The organism is Flavobacterium succinicans LMG 10402 (genome assembly GCF_000611675.1).
Classification (GTDB): Bacteria; Bacteroidota; Bacteroidia; order Flavobacteriales; family Flavobacteriaceae; genus Flavobacterium; species Flavobacterium succinicans.
On the sequence record NZ_JATV01000020.1, the window covers coordinates 25,169 to 39,538 of the forward strand.

Genomic DNA, 14,370 nt, shown 5'->3' on the forward strand with positions numbered 1-14,370 from the left:
TTATAAAAATGTACTAAAGGTGTAATTCAATTTGAAGTAAATTCCTCTACCAGGTTTTTGTATCGAGAAGTTGTCGTAAATCTCGGCGTTCATAATATTTTTTACGTCTACGCTAGCAATGAGTTTTTTAGATGGAAATCCGTAACTTATACCGATGTCATGAGTGAATTGACTTGGAGTCAAAGACCAATCAGGTTGTCCCCACACTACATAATATTCACCCACAAAACCGGTGTTGTAGTAGAGATTGAGTACCGAATTTTTTTGCAACACATTATTAAGTCTGTATTGAATATTGGCATTGGCCGTCAAAAAAGGTTCGTTTGGGACTTGTTGTCCAAAAAAAGTATGTGGTAAACCGTTATTGTCTCGTTCTAGCTTGAATACATTATTAAATTTCGAAAAATTTACAGAGGCATTCAATTTGTTGTTATACACGTAGATAATTTCGGCTTCAAAACCACGGGCTTGGGTTTTGCCAAGATTTACATATCTTGTGGTTTGGATATCAGCATCTGATTCCTCTTCAATTTCAGATACATCAACAGCTTGCTGTGTGATTTTGTTAAAGCCGTTTCGCCAAAAGGCATTTGCATAGAAAGATATTTTGTGTTTTTTAAAATCAATTGGACCCCATCTAAAACCTAAATTGTAATTGATGTTTTTTTCTGGTTCTAAGGTAAGGTTGGACAAGATATTAATTTCAGGTGCTCCAAACAATTGATTTTCGGTTGGCATGATATAGGAGTTTTCGGTTGAACCAATGACAAAAAGTTTTTCAATCATCTGATAAGATGCTGTTGCACCATATCCAAAATTATAGTCTGACGTACTGCTTTCACTCTGTACAATGGTGTTGGCTCCATCAGTTGTCACAATGTCATATTTTGTTTGATTGGTTTTGTTTGTAGTGTACTTACCTAACAAATTGGTAATTAATTTTTTATTGAAACTTTCGGCTTCATAGTTTAAGGAAACAATATTTTTTGTAACCAAGCTTTTGGTAGCAAGCTCTCTGAGGGAAGGGTTTAACAAATCTTCATCTTTTCTGTTGGTCGCTTCGTACTTATGATTTAGAGAAATACGATGTCCGCTAGCGATCAGATAACCTAAGTTTGTCCTTGCATTTTTAATTTTCCTATCGGTATTGGTAATTGTTTTAGGACCTTGCTGTCCGCCATTGGTACGCAAAGGAACTCTCTCGCCAAACTCAATTACTTCTCTAATCGTTCCGTCCCAGTTGTATGCATAGCTTATGGTGTCTTGCAGGTAGGTGCTTCGTACGCTTCGTACGGCATTGATATTCAAAGCTAAATTTTGTACTAAAAAGTTTTTCTTAGTATAATTTAGCAGTAGGGCATGTGATTTAGTTTCGTTAAATCGGCCCACATAAGGTACAGCCATAGTAATGCCGTGCGGAATCTCAGTGTAATTACTTGATCCGTTATAGCCTATAAAAAATTGATCAGCCCATTTCGTATCTGTAAAGCCAGCTTCAAAACGTCCTCCTACTGCTTTGTAAGTATTGTTAAATCGTTTGGCTCTATACGGTCTGGTAATTTGCTGTAAGTGATTTACAAATGTGGTCGACCTGCCCCAAGTTTCAAAACTATTATCCGTGTAGGTATAAAAGCCAGAACCTCTAAAGGACAGTCCCGATTTTTTGTCTCGTAAAGTAACTCCTAAATCAGATTGTAAAGTTTGAAATGAGCCGTAGGATACTGCTGCAGTTGCTGTATTCTTAGAGACATCTTTTTTAAGAACTACATTTATTGCTCCTCCTACGTAATCGCCTGTTAAATGCGAAGGTAAAATGCCTTTGTAAACCTCAATACGTTCAATCATAGCTGGTGGAATATTATTTAAATTGAATGAGGAGCCAAAAGTTGATATTTCTATTCCGTCAATGAACATTCCTATAGCACTGCCAGACATTCCGTTTAAGTTGTACTCTACATTAGATCCTATGCCGCCATTTTGCCTTACCCTAACTCCTACAGATCGATCAAGTAATTCATTAGTAGTTAAGTTGCGTAAGGAGGCTTCTTTGGTTTCAATAATGGCTACTGCAAATCCACTTGTCTCTAATTTTTGTTTTTTAGGTTTTCCTTTTACGATGACACTTTTTAGGTTTTCTGCAATAGTGTCATTTGCGTTGTTTTTGTCAATTTTAAAGTTTTTGTTGTTAGTAGTACTTGTTTGCGATAAGGCGGGTAGCAACGTAAATAGAAACAACAAGAGACAGGTATATTTGCTAAACATGGTTTTTGAATGTGATATTTAACTAAAAATAATTCTTAATTAGACTTAATATAAATAATTTTGCGCAAAAATACCGCCTTAATCCCTCTATCGAATAGGGAAAAACGGATTATAACTTTGTAAAAACGGATTATATTTTGAAACTTATTTCAAGAATTGTAGAGCAGCAGCAGCCCATTTTGTCACTAGAAACGGTTAATTATTATCAGTTAAAGAGTCACTTTTACAGTGAAACAATTCAAGTGAAGAATGGCGAAACAGATCAAATTACATTTCAATACCAGATAGCCGATGGCGTTATGATCGTTTACGCACAAATGTTTTTTGCAGCAGCAACAGCCATTGAAGTTCAAATCGTGGGAGAATCTATTGTAATGAATTTTTTCTCAAGTTCACATACAGTGGAACAAATAGAGCATCTTGCGGGAGAAAAAAATTCTGTTGAGCACACACATAATATTTTTTATGCTTCTAATTTTAAGGTTATCTATACCGTACCTGCTTTTCAAAAATTAGATTGTTTTTCAATAATTCTAGCACCGGATTATTATTCGAAATTAATAGATGCAAATTGGGCACTTCATGAAAGTTTTTCACAGCAAATTAAATCAAAGATTACCAGTTATCTATCAATGCAATATGCGTCTTTTAATTCTGGAATTCAATGGATTCTTCACGAAATTAAGACTTGTAAATTTGAAGGGGTTATAAAAAAAATGTATTTAGAATCTAAAATCAAGGAGCTGCTCATTTTTCAATTGGAGATATTAACTAGTACAGATCATAAGATTGTTATTGAAGATGGAAATAGGGCTAAGCTAGATCAAGCCAAAGTCATCTTGCAAGAAAATTACACAAATGCTCCTTCATTATCAGAGCTTTCTAGAATCATTGCACTGAACGAATTTAAATTGAAAAAAGGATTTAAATCGTGTTTTAATTGTACCATAAAAACGTATGTTACTCAACTCAGAATGGAACGCGCAAAAGAATTGCTTAAAAATAAAATTTTAAATGTAAGCGAGGTGGCATATCAATGTGGCTATAAAGATGTATCACATTTTTCGGCTGCATTCAAACAGTTTTATGGATTTACACCGGTTAGTTTTAGACAGAAGCAATAAAGAAGTTTTCCAGAAAAATACATCATTATTAAGTCATAAAGTCAAAAGTTATAAGTCAAAAGACAATTTGCCTTTTGACTTTATGTCTTTTTATTTAAAGTGTTTTTTTTTGTTTTTCCACAAAAGTATTGGATTGTAATTCCAATAAATCTGTTGCGTTTTTTCGTTGTAACTCATACAATCTTTTGTCTTCGGCAATATCCGCATACACTTTGTCGTGCATACTAGCGCTGGTTTGTACCAAAAGAGTGCGTTGGTATTTGTCCTGTTCTATTGTAGCTTTTAATGCTGTTTCGAGGTCTTCTAGTTTGTAATCATATTCCCCTTTGGGAGACAATAATTTGGCAATAATAGGTGAAGTTTCTATGGCTAAAAACAACAACATTATGAAAAAAGAAGGCAACCAAGGCAAACTATTTAAAGCATTGATTCTTGCCATCAGTCCATCAAAACCATCAATAATAGGTTGGGTTTGTGTTACTTTTTTGTCCAAATCGGCTTCCAATTTTTTGTTTTCTTTTTCTAGCACAGCAATTTTGGCCAGATTGGTTTTTTGTAAGGTATCCAATTCTTTTTTAGACAAATCGTGTTTGGCAATTTTTTCTTTAAACACCGGGCCTTTACCTAGTTTTTTGGTGCCAGCCGTTCCTTCGGCTTCTTTGATGTAAGTTTCATACAAGGTGTTGACTTCTTTTTCTTTAGTAGAAATCTCTAGTTTTAATTTATCTACTTCGGCTTTGTTTTTATCCAAATCGGTTTTGAAATAATCAGCGACTTCTTTTTTGTTCTTCAAAGCCATCGCATTTTTCTCTTTTAAAAGCACCGTGTTGATTTCTTTTTCGAAGATTTTAATTTCTAACGGTTTTGAAATCACAATCGCAATGATAATTGCCAATAAAATTCGGGGAGTAGCTTGCAAAAATTCGGCACTAAGTTGGTCTCTTTTTCTAATGGTCGATACTATAAAACGATCTAAATTGAAAATAAGCAAACTCCAAACAATTCCAAAAGCTATTGCTGGATAAACACTATCGAAAACAGTAAATAGGGCATAGGCACTCGCCAAAAAAGCCATCACGGCAGTGAAAAAAACAGTGGCGCCAATGCCTACAAATTTGGTTTTTTCGCCTTGGGAGCAACCTTCAAGCAGGTTTTTATCAGCTCCTGAACATAAAATAAAAAAGGATTGTAACATGATTGATTGATTTTTTGATTGATGTTTACAAATTTAACGCCAAAAAATGATTTACATTATAAAATATTGATTCTATTTTGTTTACGGGTTGATTTTTAGGGCTAGGTTAATTTATTGTTTCTTGTGAGTTGTTATATGGTTAGGTAATACTTCTTTTTTTGAGTTTGTTAATCCTTTGTTAAAAGTAAGGTAAAATACTATGAAATTTGATGTGCTACTTTTGCCAAATAACTATTTAACTAAAAAAATGAAAGCAAAATTAGTAGTACTGTTTTTCTTAATTTTCCTAGTTGGACATGCCCAAAAAGGTGTTGTCTCGGGGAAAGTGTTAGACGCTGATGATCAATTGCCGCTTCCTGGGGCCTTGATCCAAATAGAAGGATTCAATAAATATGCCGTTACAGATTATACCGGAAATTATGAGTTTTTGAACCTTAATGTAGGGAAATATATCTTACAAGTAAAGTACATGGGGTACGCCATGAAAACTATGGAGGTTGAGGTAGAAAGTGGTAAAAACGTGAGTGTTACTTTTAACTTAAAAGCTACGGGTACTGAATTAAATGAAGTAGTGGTAGGCGATCGATTAAAAGGGCAATCCAAGGCTTTAAATAAACAAAAAACCAATCAAAATATTACCAACATCATCTCTTCAGATCAAGTGGGTCGTTTTCCAGATGCCAACGTGGGGGACGCTTTAAAAAGAGTTCCAGGTATCACTATGCAAAATGATCAAGGCGAAGCTAGAAATATTATTATTAGAGGTTTAGCGCCTTCTTTAAACTCGGTGACATTAAATGGGGACAGAATTCCTTCTGCGGAAGGAGATAATCGAAATGTACAAATGGATTTGATTCCTTCCGATATGATATCCACTATAGAAGTGAACAAAACCCTTACTTCTGATATGGATGCTGATGCGATTGGAGGTTCGGTTAACTTAATTACTCGTGCTACTCCAAATGGTCCTAGAGTATCGGCTACTCTTGCAGGTGGATATAGCCCAATTAGAGAAAAGGGGAATTATACAGCTGGTTTGGTACTTGGGAATCGTTTTTTAGATAAAAAATTAGGTGCAGTTTTAAGTGCCTCGTATAACAATAATAATTTTGGTTCTGATAATGTTGAAGGTGTTTGGGTGAAAGGAAAAAAAGACCAAGTTTATATGGAAGAATATGATGTTAGAAAATATGATGTTCAACGTATTCGAAACTCATTTTCATTAGCAACGGATTATAAGTTTAACGAAAATAATTCTATTTATGTTAATGCGATGTACAACTTCAGAGATGATTTCGAAAATCGTTACCGTACCAGGTTCCGTGGAATCAAACCAACTTATGACGCTAATGATAACATTATTGGTTACAAAGGTGATGTGAGAAGACAAACAAAAGGTGGAATTGAAGACAATAAAAATGCACGTCTAGAAAGACAAATTGTACAAAATTATGCCATGGGAGGGGAGCACCTTTTAAGTTCTAAACTTGATATGGATTGGGCTATTAATTACGCTCAAGCTAGTGAGGATAGACCAGGCGAACGTTACGTAGAATATCAAAATACTAAATTAGATATTAATCAAGATTTAGTGGATACAAGATTTCCATTACTTTCATCTCTTGGAGCTAATGCAACAGAAAATTTCAAGTTCAGAACGCTTTCTGAAAACGATAATTATACTGAAGAATCTGAATTTGGAGCAAAATTAAATTTCAGATTGCCATTATCAGTTATTGAAGATCAAAAAGGAAGACTTCGATTTGGTGCTAGAGCTAGAATTAAAGACAAAAAAAGAGAAAATACTTTTTTCGAATATGCACCAATTACGGCGCTTGGGAACCTAAATGTAATTTCATCTAGTTTTTACGGTGGCGAACAATTTCAACCAGGTTCACAATATATCCCTGGAACATTTGCTAGTAATTCATTCTTAGGAGCTTTAGATTTGAATAATCCATTATTGTTTAATAAAAAGGATATTCCTTCTGAATATTTGGCTTTGAATTATAAAGCTAAAGAAAGTATTTTTGCAAGTTACCTTCGTTGGGATCAGGATTTTACTTCCAATTTATCCATGATTGCTGGATTACGTGTTGAAAACACCAATATTGACTATACAGCAAATTATGTAGAAGATGAAGAAAAAAAGCTTAAAGAAATCAATAACACTAATTCCTATACCAATGTATTACCAAGTTTAGCTTTTAAATACAATGGTAAAAAGGATTGGGTATATCGTGCAGCATTTACTACTTCTTTAGCTAGACCTAATTATTATGATTTATCTCCATTTATTAGTGTTATTCCAGATGACGATTCTGAAATTGTAGCAGGAAATCCAAACTTAAAAGCTACTTACGCTTATAATTTTGACTTGATGGCCGAAAAATATTATAAATCTGTAGGTTTATTGTCAGGAGGGGCTTTTTATAAAAACTTGAATAATTTTATTTATACATATAGAAATAGCCAATATACTAATGCTGATTTTACGGCTGATTTCCCAGGACAACCTAATCCAATTCCTGCAACTAATCCTGGAAATTGGGGATTAACGCAACAAAGAAATGGTGATAATGTGAGTATTTATGGATTTGAAGTAGCAATACAAAGACAATTGGACTTTATTCCGGGTCAATTCTTTAAAGGTTTAGGGGTTTATTTGAATTATACCTTTACAGAGTCTGACGCCAAAGGTGTTACAAATGCTAGTGGTGAAGAAAGAACAAATGTAAGCTTGCCTGGAACTGCTCCTCATATGTTTAACGGTTCTTTATCATGGGAAAATAAAAGATTTTCTGCGCGTATTTCATTGAATTACACTGCAGATTATTTAGACGAGTTGGGTGCTGACGAATTTGAAGATAGATACTATGACAAGCAAATGTTTTTGGATGCTAATGCTTCTTATAAAATAACTAACAAATTAAGAATTTTTGCCGAGGCAAATAACTTAACCAATCAACCTTTACGCTATTACCAAGGTATAGCTTCCCGCACAATGCAAATGGAATACTATCAAGCTAGATATAATTTTGGTTTGAAGTTCGACTTGTAATTGTTGTCTGTTTTTGTTAATGAAACAAACAGGATGTATTTCCTGTTTGTTTTTTTTAATTTTATCCCATGAAGAATTTATTTATATTTTTTTTTGTAACACAACTGCTTAGTGCACAAACCCCAGTCAAAAGAGATCTTTCGGGTTATACAGAAGGGTATTTGCCACAATTACAAAAAACCAGCAAGAGTTTGGATTTTTTGTTGATGGGTGATTTTGGTCGTTACGGGCAGTTTTTTCAAAAAGAGGTAGCCACCCAAATGGGAAAAGCTGCCGCCACGCTCGACTCTAAATTTGTGATCACTGTAGGAGATAATTTTTATCCCAACGGTGTTCGAAGTACTCAGGATTATTCATGGTTGGCTTCCTTTGAATCGGTGTATACCCAGTACAGTTTGCAAAACGATTGGTATGTAGCCTTGGGAAATCATGATTACAGAGGCAACTTAAAAGCTCAAATAGAGTATTCCTCTATTAGTAGACGTTGGCATTTGCCTTCAACCTACTACAAAAAGATGATAGATTTAGAAGATGGAAACAAAGTGTTGCTTTTGGTCATGGACACCTCACCTTTTATAGATAAGTATCACGAAAAAGGGACTGACATGTACGATAATATTGTGGCGCAAGATACTTTAGCCCAAAAGGAATGGTTGATCAAAGAACTCGCTACTAAAGATGCTACTGTAAAATGGAAAATAGTTGTAGGGCATCATCCGTTGTATAGTGGTGGAAAACGAAAAGACAGCCCAGAAACCAAAAATTTTGAAACTAAATTTGCCAACATATTTGACACCTACAAAGTGGATGCTTATTTCTGTGGACACGAACACGATCTACAAATTATTAAACCCAAAAATCGCTATACTACTCAATTTTTGTCGGGTGCCGCCTGTGAAGTGCGACCTTCTGGTAGTCGTGAAGGAACCTTGTTTTGGGCTGAAAAAGCAGGTTTCATGACTTTTTCATTAACCAAAGATCAACTACTGGCACAAGTGGTAGATGCTGAAGGTAATGTGATTTTTAAAACTAGTATTGATAAAAAAAAGTAATAAAATGAATAAATATTGTAGTTTACTAATCGTTACTGCGTTTGTAACGTCTTGTTCCACTTCGTTAGCTCCTTTGCGCAAAGATGGGCTAAAACCAACTGTTGTAACTGAAACCGTTTTGCATGATACCGATGATCCAGCTATTTGGATTCATCCCACAGACCCAAAACAAAGTCTTGTGATTGGAACCGATAAAGACACCGACGGCGGGTTGTATGTTTTTAATTTGCAAGGCAAAATTATAAAAAAGTCCGAAACGATTAAACGACCCAATAATGTGGATATTGCCTATGGTTTAACAATTGATGGAGTAGCAACTGATGTGGCGGTTACAACCGAACGCGAAACGAATAAAATTCGAATTTTTAGTCTACCTGATTTGAAACCTCTCGATAACGGTGGTTTCCCTGTTTTTGAAGGAGAACTGGAAAAGGACCCGATGGGAATTGCTATTTATACTCGTCCTTCAGACAAAGCGATTTTTGCAATTGTGGGTCGAAAATCTGGACCTTCGGGTTCTTATTTATGGCAATATGAATTGAAAGGAACTAACAATACCAAAGTTGAAGGTACTTTGGTGCGTAAATTTGGTGCCTACAGCGGCAAAAAAGAAATTGAAGCCATTGCAGTAGATAATGAGTTGGGAGCGGTGTATTATAGTGATGAACAATTTGGTATTCGTAAATACAAAGCCGATCCTTCTTTAAATGATAACCAAGAAATAGCCCTTTTTGGCCAAAAAGATTGTAAGGCAGATCATGAGGGAATTGCCATATATAAAGCTTCAGCCACTACGGGATATATTTTGGTCTCCAATCAACAAGCTAATTCGTTTATGGTTTATGCAAGAGAAGGAAGTAATGGTAATCCTAACGAGCATAAATTATTGGCCGAAGTTCCTACATCTACCATTGAGTCTGATGGTGCTGATGCCACAGCAATTAATCTAGGATCACCTTTCGATAAAGGAATGTTTATGGCGATGAGTAACGGTAAAACGTTTCATTTTTACGATTGGAAAATCATTCAAGAGGCTATAGATAAAAAGAAAAAATAATTGACAGGACTAATATAAAAAGAGCTGTTCTTTGCGGAACAGCTCTTTTTGGTTTTTGGTTGATTTATTTTGGTTTGTTGTAATGTTCAATTATATTCTTGGTCCACCAGCCAATATTTCTTCATTGGCAAATTCTTCAAATTTTGCAAAGTTAGCTTTGAATTTTTGTGCCAATTCAACGGCTTTTATATCGTATAGGGCTTTGTCTTCCCAAGTATTTCTCGGATTTAAGAAATCGCTCGGTACATTTGGACACGTTTGAGGTTTAGCAATACCAAACACTACATGATCCACATACTCAACATCGTCTAATTCCCCGTTTAATGCAGCGGTAATCATAGCGCGTGTGTATTTTAGTTTCATTCGGCTTCCTATGCCATAAGGACCACCTGTCCAGCCTGTATTGATGAGCCATACTTTTACATCGGCGTCTTTCATTTTTTGACTTAACATTTCAGCATATTTTGTGGGGTGTAAGGGCATAAATGGTGCGCCAAAACATGCCGAGAAATTGGGTTGCGGTTCGGTTACTCCAGCTTCTGTTCCCGCTACTTTTGCGGTATAACCCGAGATAAAATGATAGGCCGCTTGCCCTGGAGTTAATCTTGAAATAGGAGGAATAATACCAAAAGAATCCGCTGTTAAAAAGAAGATGTTTTTTGGGTTCTTACCAATAGAATCCGGCTGAATGTTGTCAATATGTGTAATTGGATAACTTACGCGAGTGTTTTGTGTGATGGAAACATCTTCAAAATCTACTTCGTTACTTCCTGCTTTAAATACTACATTTTCTAAAATCGCTCCTTTTTTAATGGCTCTAAAAATGTCTGGTTCATTTTCCTCGGTAAGGTTAATCACTTTCGCATAGCAACCTCCTTCAAAATTAAAAACGGTGTTTTCATTTGTCCAACCGTGTTCATCATCACCAATTAATTTTCTTTCTGGATCAGCAGATAAGGTTGTTTTTCCAGTTCCTGAAAGTCCAAAGAAGATGGCAGTATCTCCATTTTTACCTACATTGGCACTACAGTGCATAGGTAAGGTGTTTTTGTCAACAGGTAGAATGAAGTTTAATGCCGAAAAGATCCCTTTTTTCATTTCTCCAGTATAACCAGTACCTCCGATAAGCGCAATTTTTTTGGTAAAATCTAAAATGGCAAAATTACTTTGACGTGTACCATCCACTTCAGGATCTGCCTCAAAACTTGGTGCGCAAATCACAGTCCATTCTGGAGTAAAGTTTTCTAATTCTTGTGCGGTTGGACGCAAAAACATATTGTAGCAAAATAAGTTTGCCCAAGGTGTTTCGGTCACTACACGGATGTTCAATTTGTAATTAGCATCGGCACAAACATAAGCGTCTCTGACAAATACTTCCTTGTTGGATAAGTGTGCGGTAACTTTTTTGCATAATGCATCGAATGCCGCTGGAGTGAATGGGATGTTCACTTTGCCCCACCATACTTTGTCTTCGGTAATGCTATCTTTTACTATAAATCGATCTTGAGGAGAGCGGCCTGTAAATGTTCCTGTATTTATGGCTAAAGCTCCAGTTGAGTTTTCTTTACCTTGACCAGAAGCAAGAGTTAAAGTATGTAATTCCTCTGGAGTTAATTGATACTGAATTTTGGCATTCTCAATTCCTAATTTTTCTAACGAAATCGATTTCGTGAAAAGAGTGTTAGTGTCCATAAAATTGTAGTTAGTTTTTATTTGTTTCGGTGTAAAAGTATAAATTAATTTTTAATCGTTCTTTTTGTTTTATATTTTCTTTTTATTGTTTTTTAAAAAGTCAAACAGTAAAACCGCCCAAGCTGAAATTAGAAGTGCACCTCCGATAGGAGTGACGAAGCCGATTTTCTTAAAATCGAACGAAGTTAAAGTGTTTGTGGCTAAAAAATAAATAGAACCTGAGAACAAAAGAACTCCAGTTACGGTAAAATAATAAATGATTTTTTTAGATTTTTCAGATAACGAAGTAGTCAAACCAATGAATAGCAGGAATAAAGAATGGTACATTTGATAGCGAACACCCGTTTCGAAGGTAACAAGTTCTTCGGTTGAAAGTACTTTTTTTAAGGCATGTGCGCCAAAAGCTCCTAAAATGATAGCTATCATTCCTAAAAGGGCTGCAGTCGTAATTACTTTTTTACTCATAGTTCCGATTTAGAATCTACTGCAAAAGTATTTATTACATTTGAAACAAAAACAGTTATTTCTGTTTTATTTTTATAAATTTTAGGTTTTAACACTATCCACTTGTTATAAATACAACAAAATTGTATGTTTGTGTTAAATAATCATAATTTTATGAGAACTATACTCATTATTGGTGCAGGAAGATCGGCTTCGTCGTTGATTCAATATTTACTGTCGAAGTCAGAAAAAGAGCAATTACATCTCATTATTGGAGATTTATCGATGGAATTGGCAGAGAAAAAAACCAACAATCATCCTAATGCGACTCCAATTGCTTTAGATATATTTAATACGCAACAACGACAAGAAGCGATTCAAAAAGCAACAATCGTTATTTCTATGTTGCCAGCGCATTTACATATAGAGGTGGCCAAAGATTGTGTTTTGTTCCAAAAACATATGGTTACGGCTTCTTATATCAGTGAAGCGATGCAAGCTTTGGATGCAGAAGTCAAAGCCAAAGGACTCATTTTTATGAACGAAATTGGTTTGGATCCTGGAATCGATCATATGAGTGCGATGAAAGTTATCGATGAGATCAAAGAAAAAGGCGGAAAAATACTTTTATTCGAATCCTTTTGTGGTGGATTGGTTGCTCCAGAATCGGATACCAATATTTGGAATTACAAATTTACATGGGCACCAAGAAATGTGGTGTTAGCAGGTCAAGGTGGTGCGGCCAAATTCATTCAAGAAGGCGCCTACAAATACATACCCTATTGCAATTTGTTTCGTAGAACCGAGTTTTTAGAAGTCGAAGGCTACGGAAGATTCGAAGCTTATTCTAATCGAGATTCTTTAAAATACCGATCGATTTATGGCTTAGATGATGTGCTTACTTTATATAGAGGTACTATTCGCCGAGTAGGATTCTCTAAGGCATGGAATATGTTTGTGCAGTTAGGAATGACCGACGATAGCTATATCATGGAAGGATCCGAAGCAATGACCTATCGACAGTTTGTGAATTCCTTTTTGCCTTATCACCCTACTGATTCGGTTGAACTAAAGATGCGACACATTCTCAAAATAGACCAAGACGATATTATGTGGGATAAACTAGTGGAGTTGGATTTGTTTAGTAAGGCCAAAACAGTGGGATTAAAAAATGCGACTCCCGCACAAATTTTGGAGAAAATCTTAACAGATAGTTGGACTTTACAACCTGAGGATAAAGATATGATTGTCATGTATCACAAATTTGGTTACGAATTAAACGGGATAACTTCTCAAATCGATTCCAAAATGGTGTGTATTGGCGATGACCAAATGTACACGGCTATGGCAAAAACAGTTGGGCTTCCCGTAGCAATGGCCGCTTTATTGATTTTAAATGGTAAAATACAAACTAGCGGGGTTCAACTTCCTATTCAAAAAGAAGTTTACGAACCCATCCTGAAAGAATTAGAATCATATGGCGTTGTTTTTAATGAGCAAGCCATGCCATATATGGGCTACAATCCAGATAAAGTCTTCAATTAGTTTTCTTTTTAATTTTAATTTTTTTTGAGTTTATTTGTTAACCGCTTCTCTAAACTTGTACTTGAAGAGAAGCGGTTTTTTTATGCTAAGCTTTTGGATTTATTGTAATTGGTAATGAATATCTGACTCTCACCGGTTCACTGTTGATTTTTCCAGGAATCCATTTCGGAGCACTTTTTACTACTCGTATCGCCTCATCAACAGTTCCGTAACCGACATTATCTCTTAAAGTTGTAATTTCGGTAAGAGACCCGTCTGTTTCTATAATAAAACTAAGATAAATTTTGCCTTTGGCTTTTTGCTCTACTGCCTCTTTTGGTAGCGTAAAATGCATTGCAACGTACTTGTAAAAGGCTTCCATGCCATTCGGGAATATTGGGTCTTCGGTAATTTCATTGACTTGGTAGATTACATTTTCACCCTTTTTAGTTTTTTGGTTTTTTGGGTCAAAAGCATCTATGATAATTACGGCAGGTCCTCCTTTTTTTAATAGTTCATCTAACTCTTCTTTTGTTGGCATGGTTTTATTGTTGCTAAAGAAATTGGGTACAAGTTTTTTCTCAACTTGATTTAATTGATCGTATTTTTTCTCTGCTACAATTGTTCCTTTTTCGTCTTTTATTTTAAAAATGGTGTTATTGTAATAGTTTTCGAATAGCGAACCCTTCTCTTGCTTTTGAGATAGATTTGCTTGAGCGTTTGCAAAAGAAGTTGCTATTAATGCCAAAACTAGCATCGTGCAGGTAAACCATCTAGTGGGTTTCTTTTTTATAGGTATAGGCGCTTAGGTCGCAAATAATTATCTTAGCCTTATGGCAGATAGAAATATTTTCAGAGGAGTGAATTCGATAAAATTTCATAATAGATTTAAAGATGATAATTATTGTTTGACTTATCTTTCACAAATAAAATGGGCGGACGGATATAAATGTAAACGG

10 protein-coding genes and 1 pseudogene are annotated in these 14,370 nt (G+C 35.2%); 6 read left to right on the forward strand and 5 right to left on the reverse strand.

Annotation, left to right across the window (positions count from 1 at the left end):
* Nucleotides 1–2,262, reverse strand: coding sequence for a TonB-dependent receptor plug domain-containing protein (locus AO58_RS0115605; protein ID WP_024982586.1), 2,262 nt, complete (start codon nt 2,260–2,262; stop codon nt 1–3).
* Nucleotides 2,263–2,399: 137 nt separating this feature from the next.
* Between AO58_RS0115605 and AO58_RS17670 the strand changes: the two genes are divergently transcribed.
* Nucleotides 2,400–3,386, forward strand: a complete 987-nt coding sequence (locus AO58_RS17670; RefSeq protein WP_024982587.1) for an AraC family transcriptional regulator — start codon at nt 2,400–2,402, stop codon at nt 3,384–3,386.
* A gap of 94 nt (nt 3,387–3,480) precedes the next feature.
* On the opposite strand, the gene AO58_RS0115615 is transcribed toward AO58_RS17670, so the two are convergent.
* Nucleotides 3,481–4,581, reverse strand: coding sequence for a DUF4407 domain-containing protein (locus AO58_RS0115615; protein ID WP_024982588.1), 1,101 nt, complete (start codon nt 4,579–4,581; stop codon nt 3,481–3,483).
* 247 nt (nt 4,582–4,828) lie between these two features.
* Between AO58_RS0115615 and AO58_RS0115620 the strand changes: the two genes are divergently transcribed.
* The 3 genes from AO58_RS0115620 to AO58_RS0115630 all read left to right on the forward strand — a co-directional run bounded on the left by AO58_RS0115620 (nt 4,829) and on the right by AO58_RS0115630 (nt 9,751).
* Nucleotides 4,829–7,642 (forward strand): TonB-dependent receptor, encoded by a 2,814-nt coding sequence (locus AO58_RS0115620; protein WP_024982589.1) that lies wholly within the window; start codon nt 4,829–4,831, stop codon nt 7,640–7,642.
* 68 nt (nt 7,643–7,710) lie between these two features.
* The gene (locus AO58_RS0115625; protein ID WP_024982590.1) at nt 7,711–8,694 is read left to right on the forward strand and encodes a metallophosphoesterase; all 984 of its coding nucleotides are present in this window, start codon (nt 7,711–7,713) and stop codon (nt 8,692–8,694) included.
* 4 nt (nt 8,695–8,698) lie between these two features.
* The gene (locus tag AO58_RS0115630; RefSeq protein ID WP_024982591.1) at nt 8,699–9,751 is read left to right on the forward strand and encodes a phytase; all 1,053 of its coding nucleotides are present in this window, start codon (nt 8,699–8,701) and stop codon (nt 9,749–9,751) included.
* Between the two features lie 90 nt (nt 9,752–9,841).
* Here the strand turns inward: AO58_RS0115630 and pckA are convergent, their stop codons facing one another.
* Nucleotides 9,842–11,443 (reverse strand): phosphoenolpyruvate carboxykinase (ATP), encoded by a 1,602-nt coding sequence (pckA, locus tag AO58_RS0115635; protein ID WP_024982592.1) that lies wholly within the window; start codon nt 11,441–11,443, stop codon nt 9,842–9,844.
* 69 nt (nt 11,444–11,512) lie between these two features.
* Nucleotides 11,513–11,908, reverse strand: a complete 396-nt coding sequence (locus AO58_RS0115640; RefSeq protein ID WP_024982593.1) for a DUF423 domain-containing protein — start codon at nt 11,906–11,908, stop codon at nt 11,513–11,515.
* 153 nt (nt 11,909–12,061) lie between these two features.
* Here AO58_RS0115640 and AO58_RS0115645 point away from each other — a divergent pair, with 153 nt between their 5' ends.
* Entirely contained in the window at nt 12,062–13,432 is a 1,371-nt protein-coding gene (locus AO58_RS0115645) for a saccharopine dehydrogenase family protein (protein WP_024982594.1), read from the forward strand.
* Between the two features lie 85 nt (nt 13,433–13,517).
* On the opposite strand, the gene AO58_RS17675 is transcribed toward AO58_RS0115645, so the two are convergent.
* On the reverse strand, nt 13,518–14,159 hold the full coding sequence (locus tag AO58_RS17675) for an energy transducer TonB (protein WP_162150409.1): 642 nt from the start codon (nt 14,157–14,159) through the stop codon (nt 13,518–13,520).
* 85 nt (nt 14,160–14,244) lie between these two features.
* Between AO58_RS17675 and AO58_RS18335 the strand changes: the two are divergent.
* A pseudogene (locus tag AO58_RS18335) lies at nt 14,245–14,370 on the forward strand (IS1595 family transposase); the annotation flags it as partial.

Coding starts and splice junctions, on each gene's coding strand:
- AO58_RS0115605 (WP_024982586.1), bottom strand. CDS start 2,262: ATGTTTAGCAAATATACCTGTCTCTTGTTGTTTCTATTTACGTTGCTA.
- AO58_RS0115615 (WP_024982588.1), bottom strand. CDS start 4,581: ATGTTACAATCCTTTTTTATTTTATGTTCAGGAGCTGATAAAAACCTG.
- AO58_RS0115620 (WP_024982589.1), top strand. CDS start 4,829: ATGAAAGCAAAATTAGTAGTACTGTTTTTCTTAATTTTCCTAGTTGGA.
- AO58_RS0115625 (WP_024982590.1), top strand. CDS start 7,711: ATGAAGAATTTATTTATATTTTTTTTTGTAACACAACTGCTTAGTGCA.
- AO58_RS0115630 (WP_024982591.1), top strand. CDS start 8,699: ATGAATAAATATTGTAGTTTACTAATCGTTACTGCGTTTGTAACGTCT.
- pckA (WP_024982592.1), bottom strand. CDS start 11,443: ATGGACACTAACACTCTTTTCACGAAATCGATTTCGTTAGAAAAATTA.
- AO58_RS0115640 (WP_024982593.1), bottom strand. CDS start 11,908: ATGAGTAAAAAAGTAATTACGACTGCAGCCCTTTTAGGAATGATAGCT.
- AO58_RS0115645 (WP_024982594.1), top strand. CDS start 12,062: ATGAGAACTATACTCATTATTGGTGCAGGAAGATCGGCTTCGTCGTTG.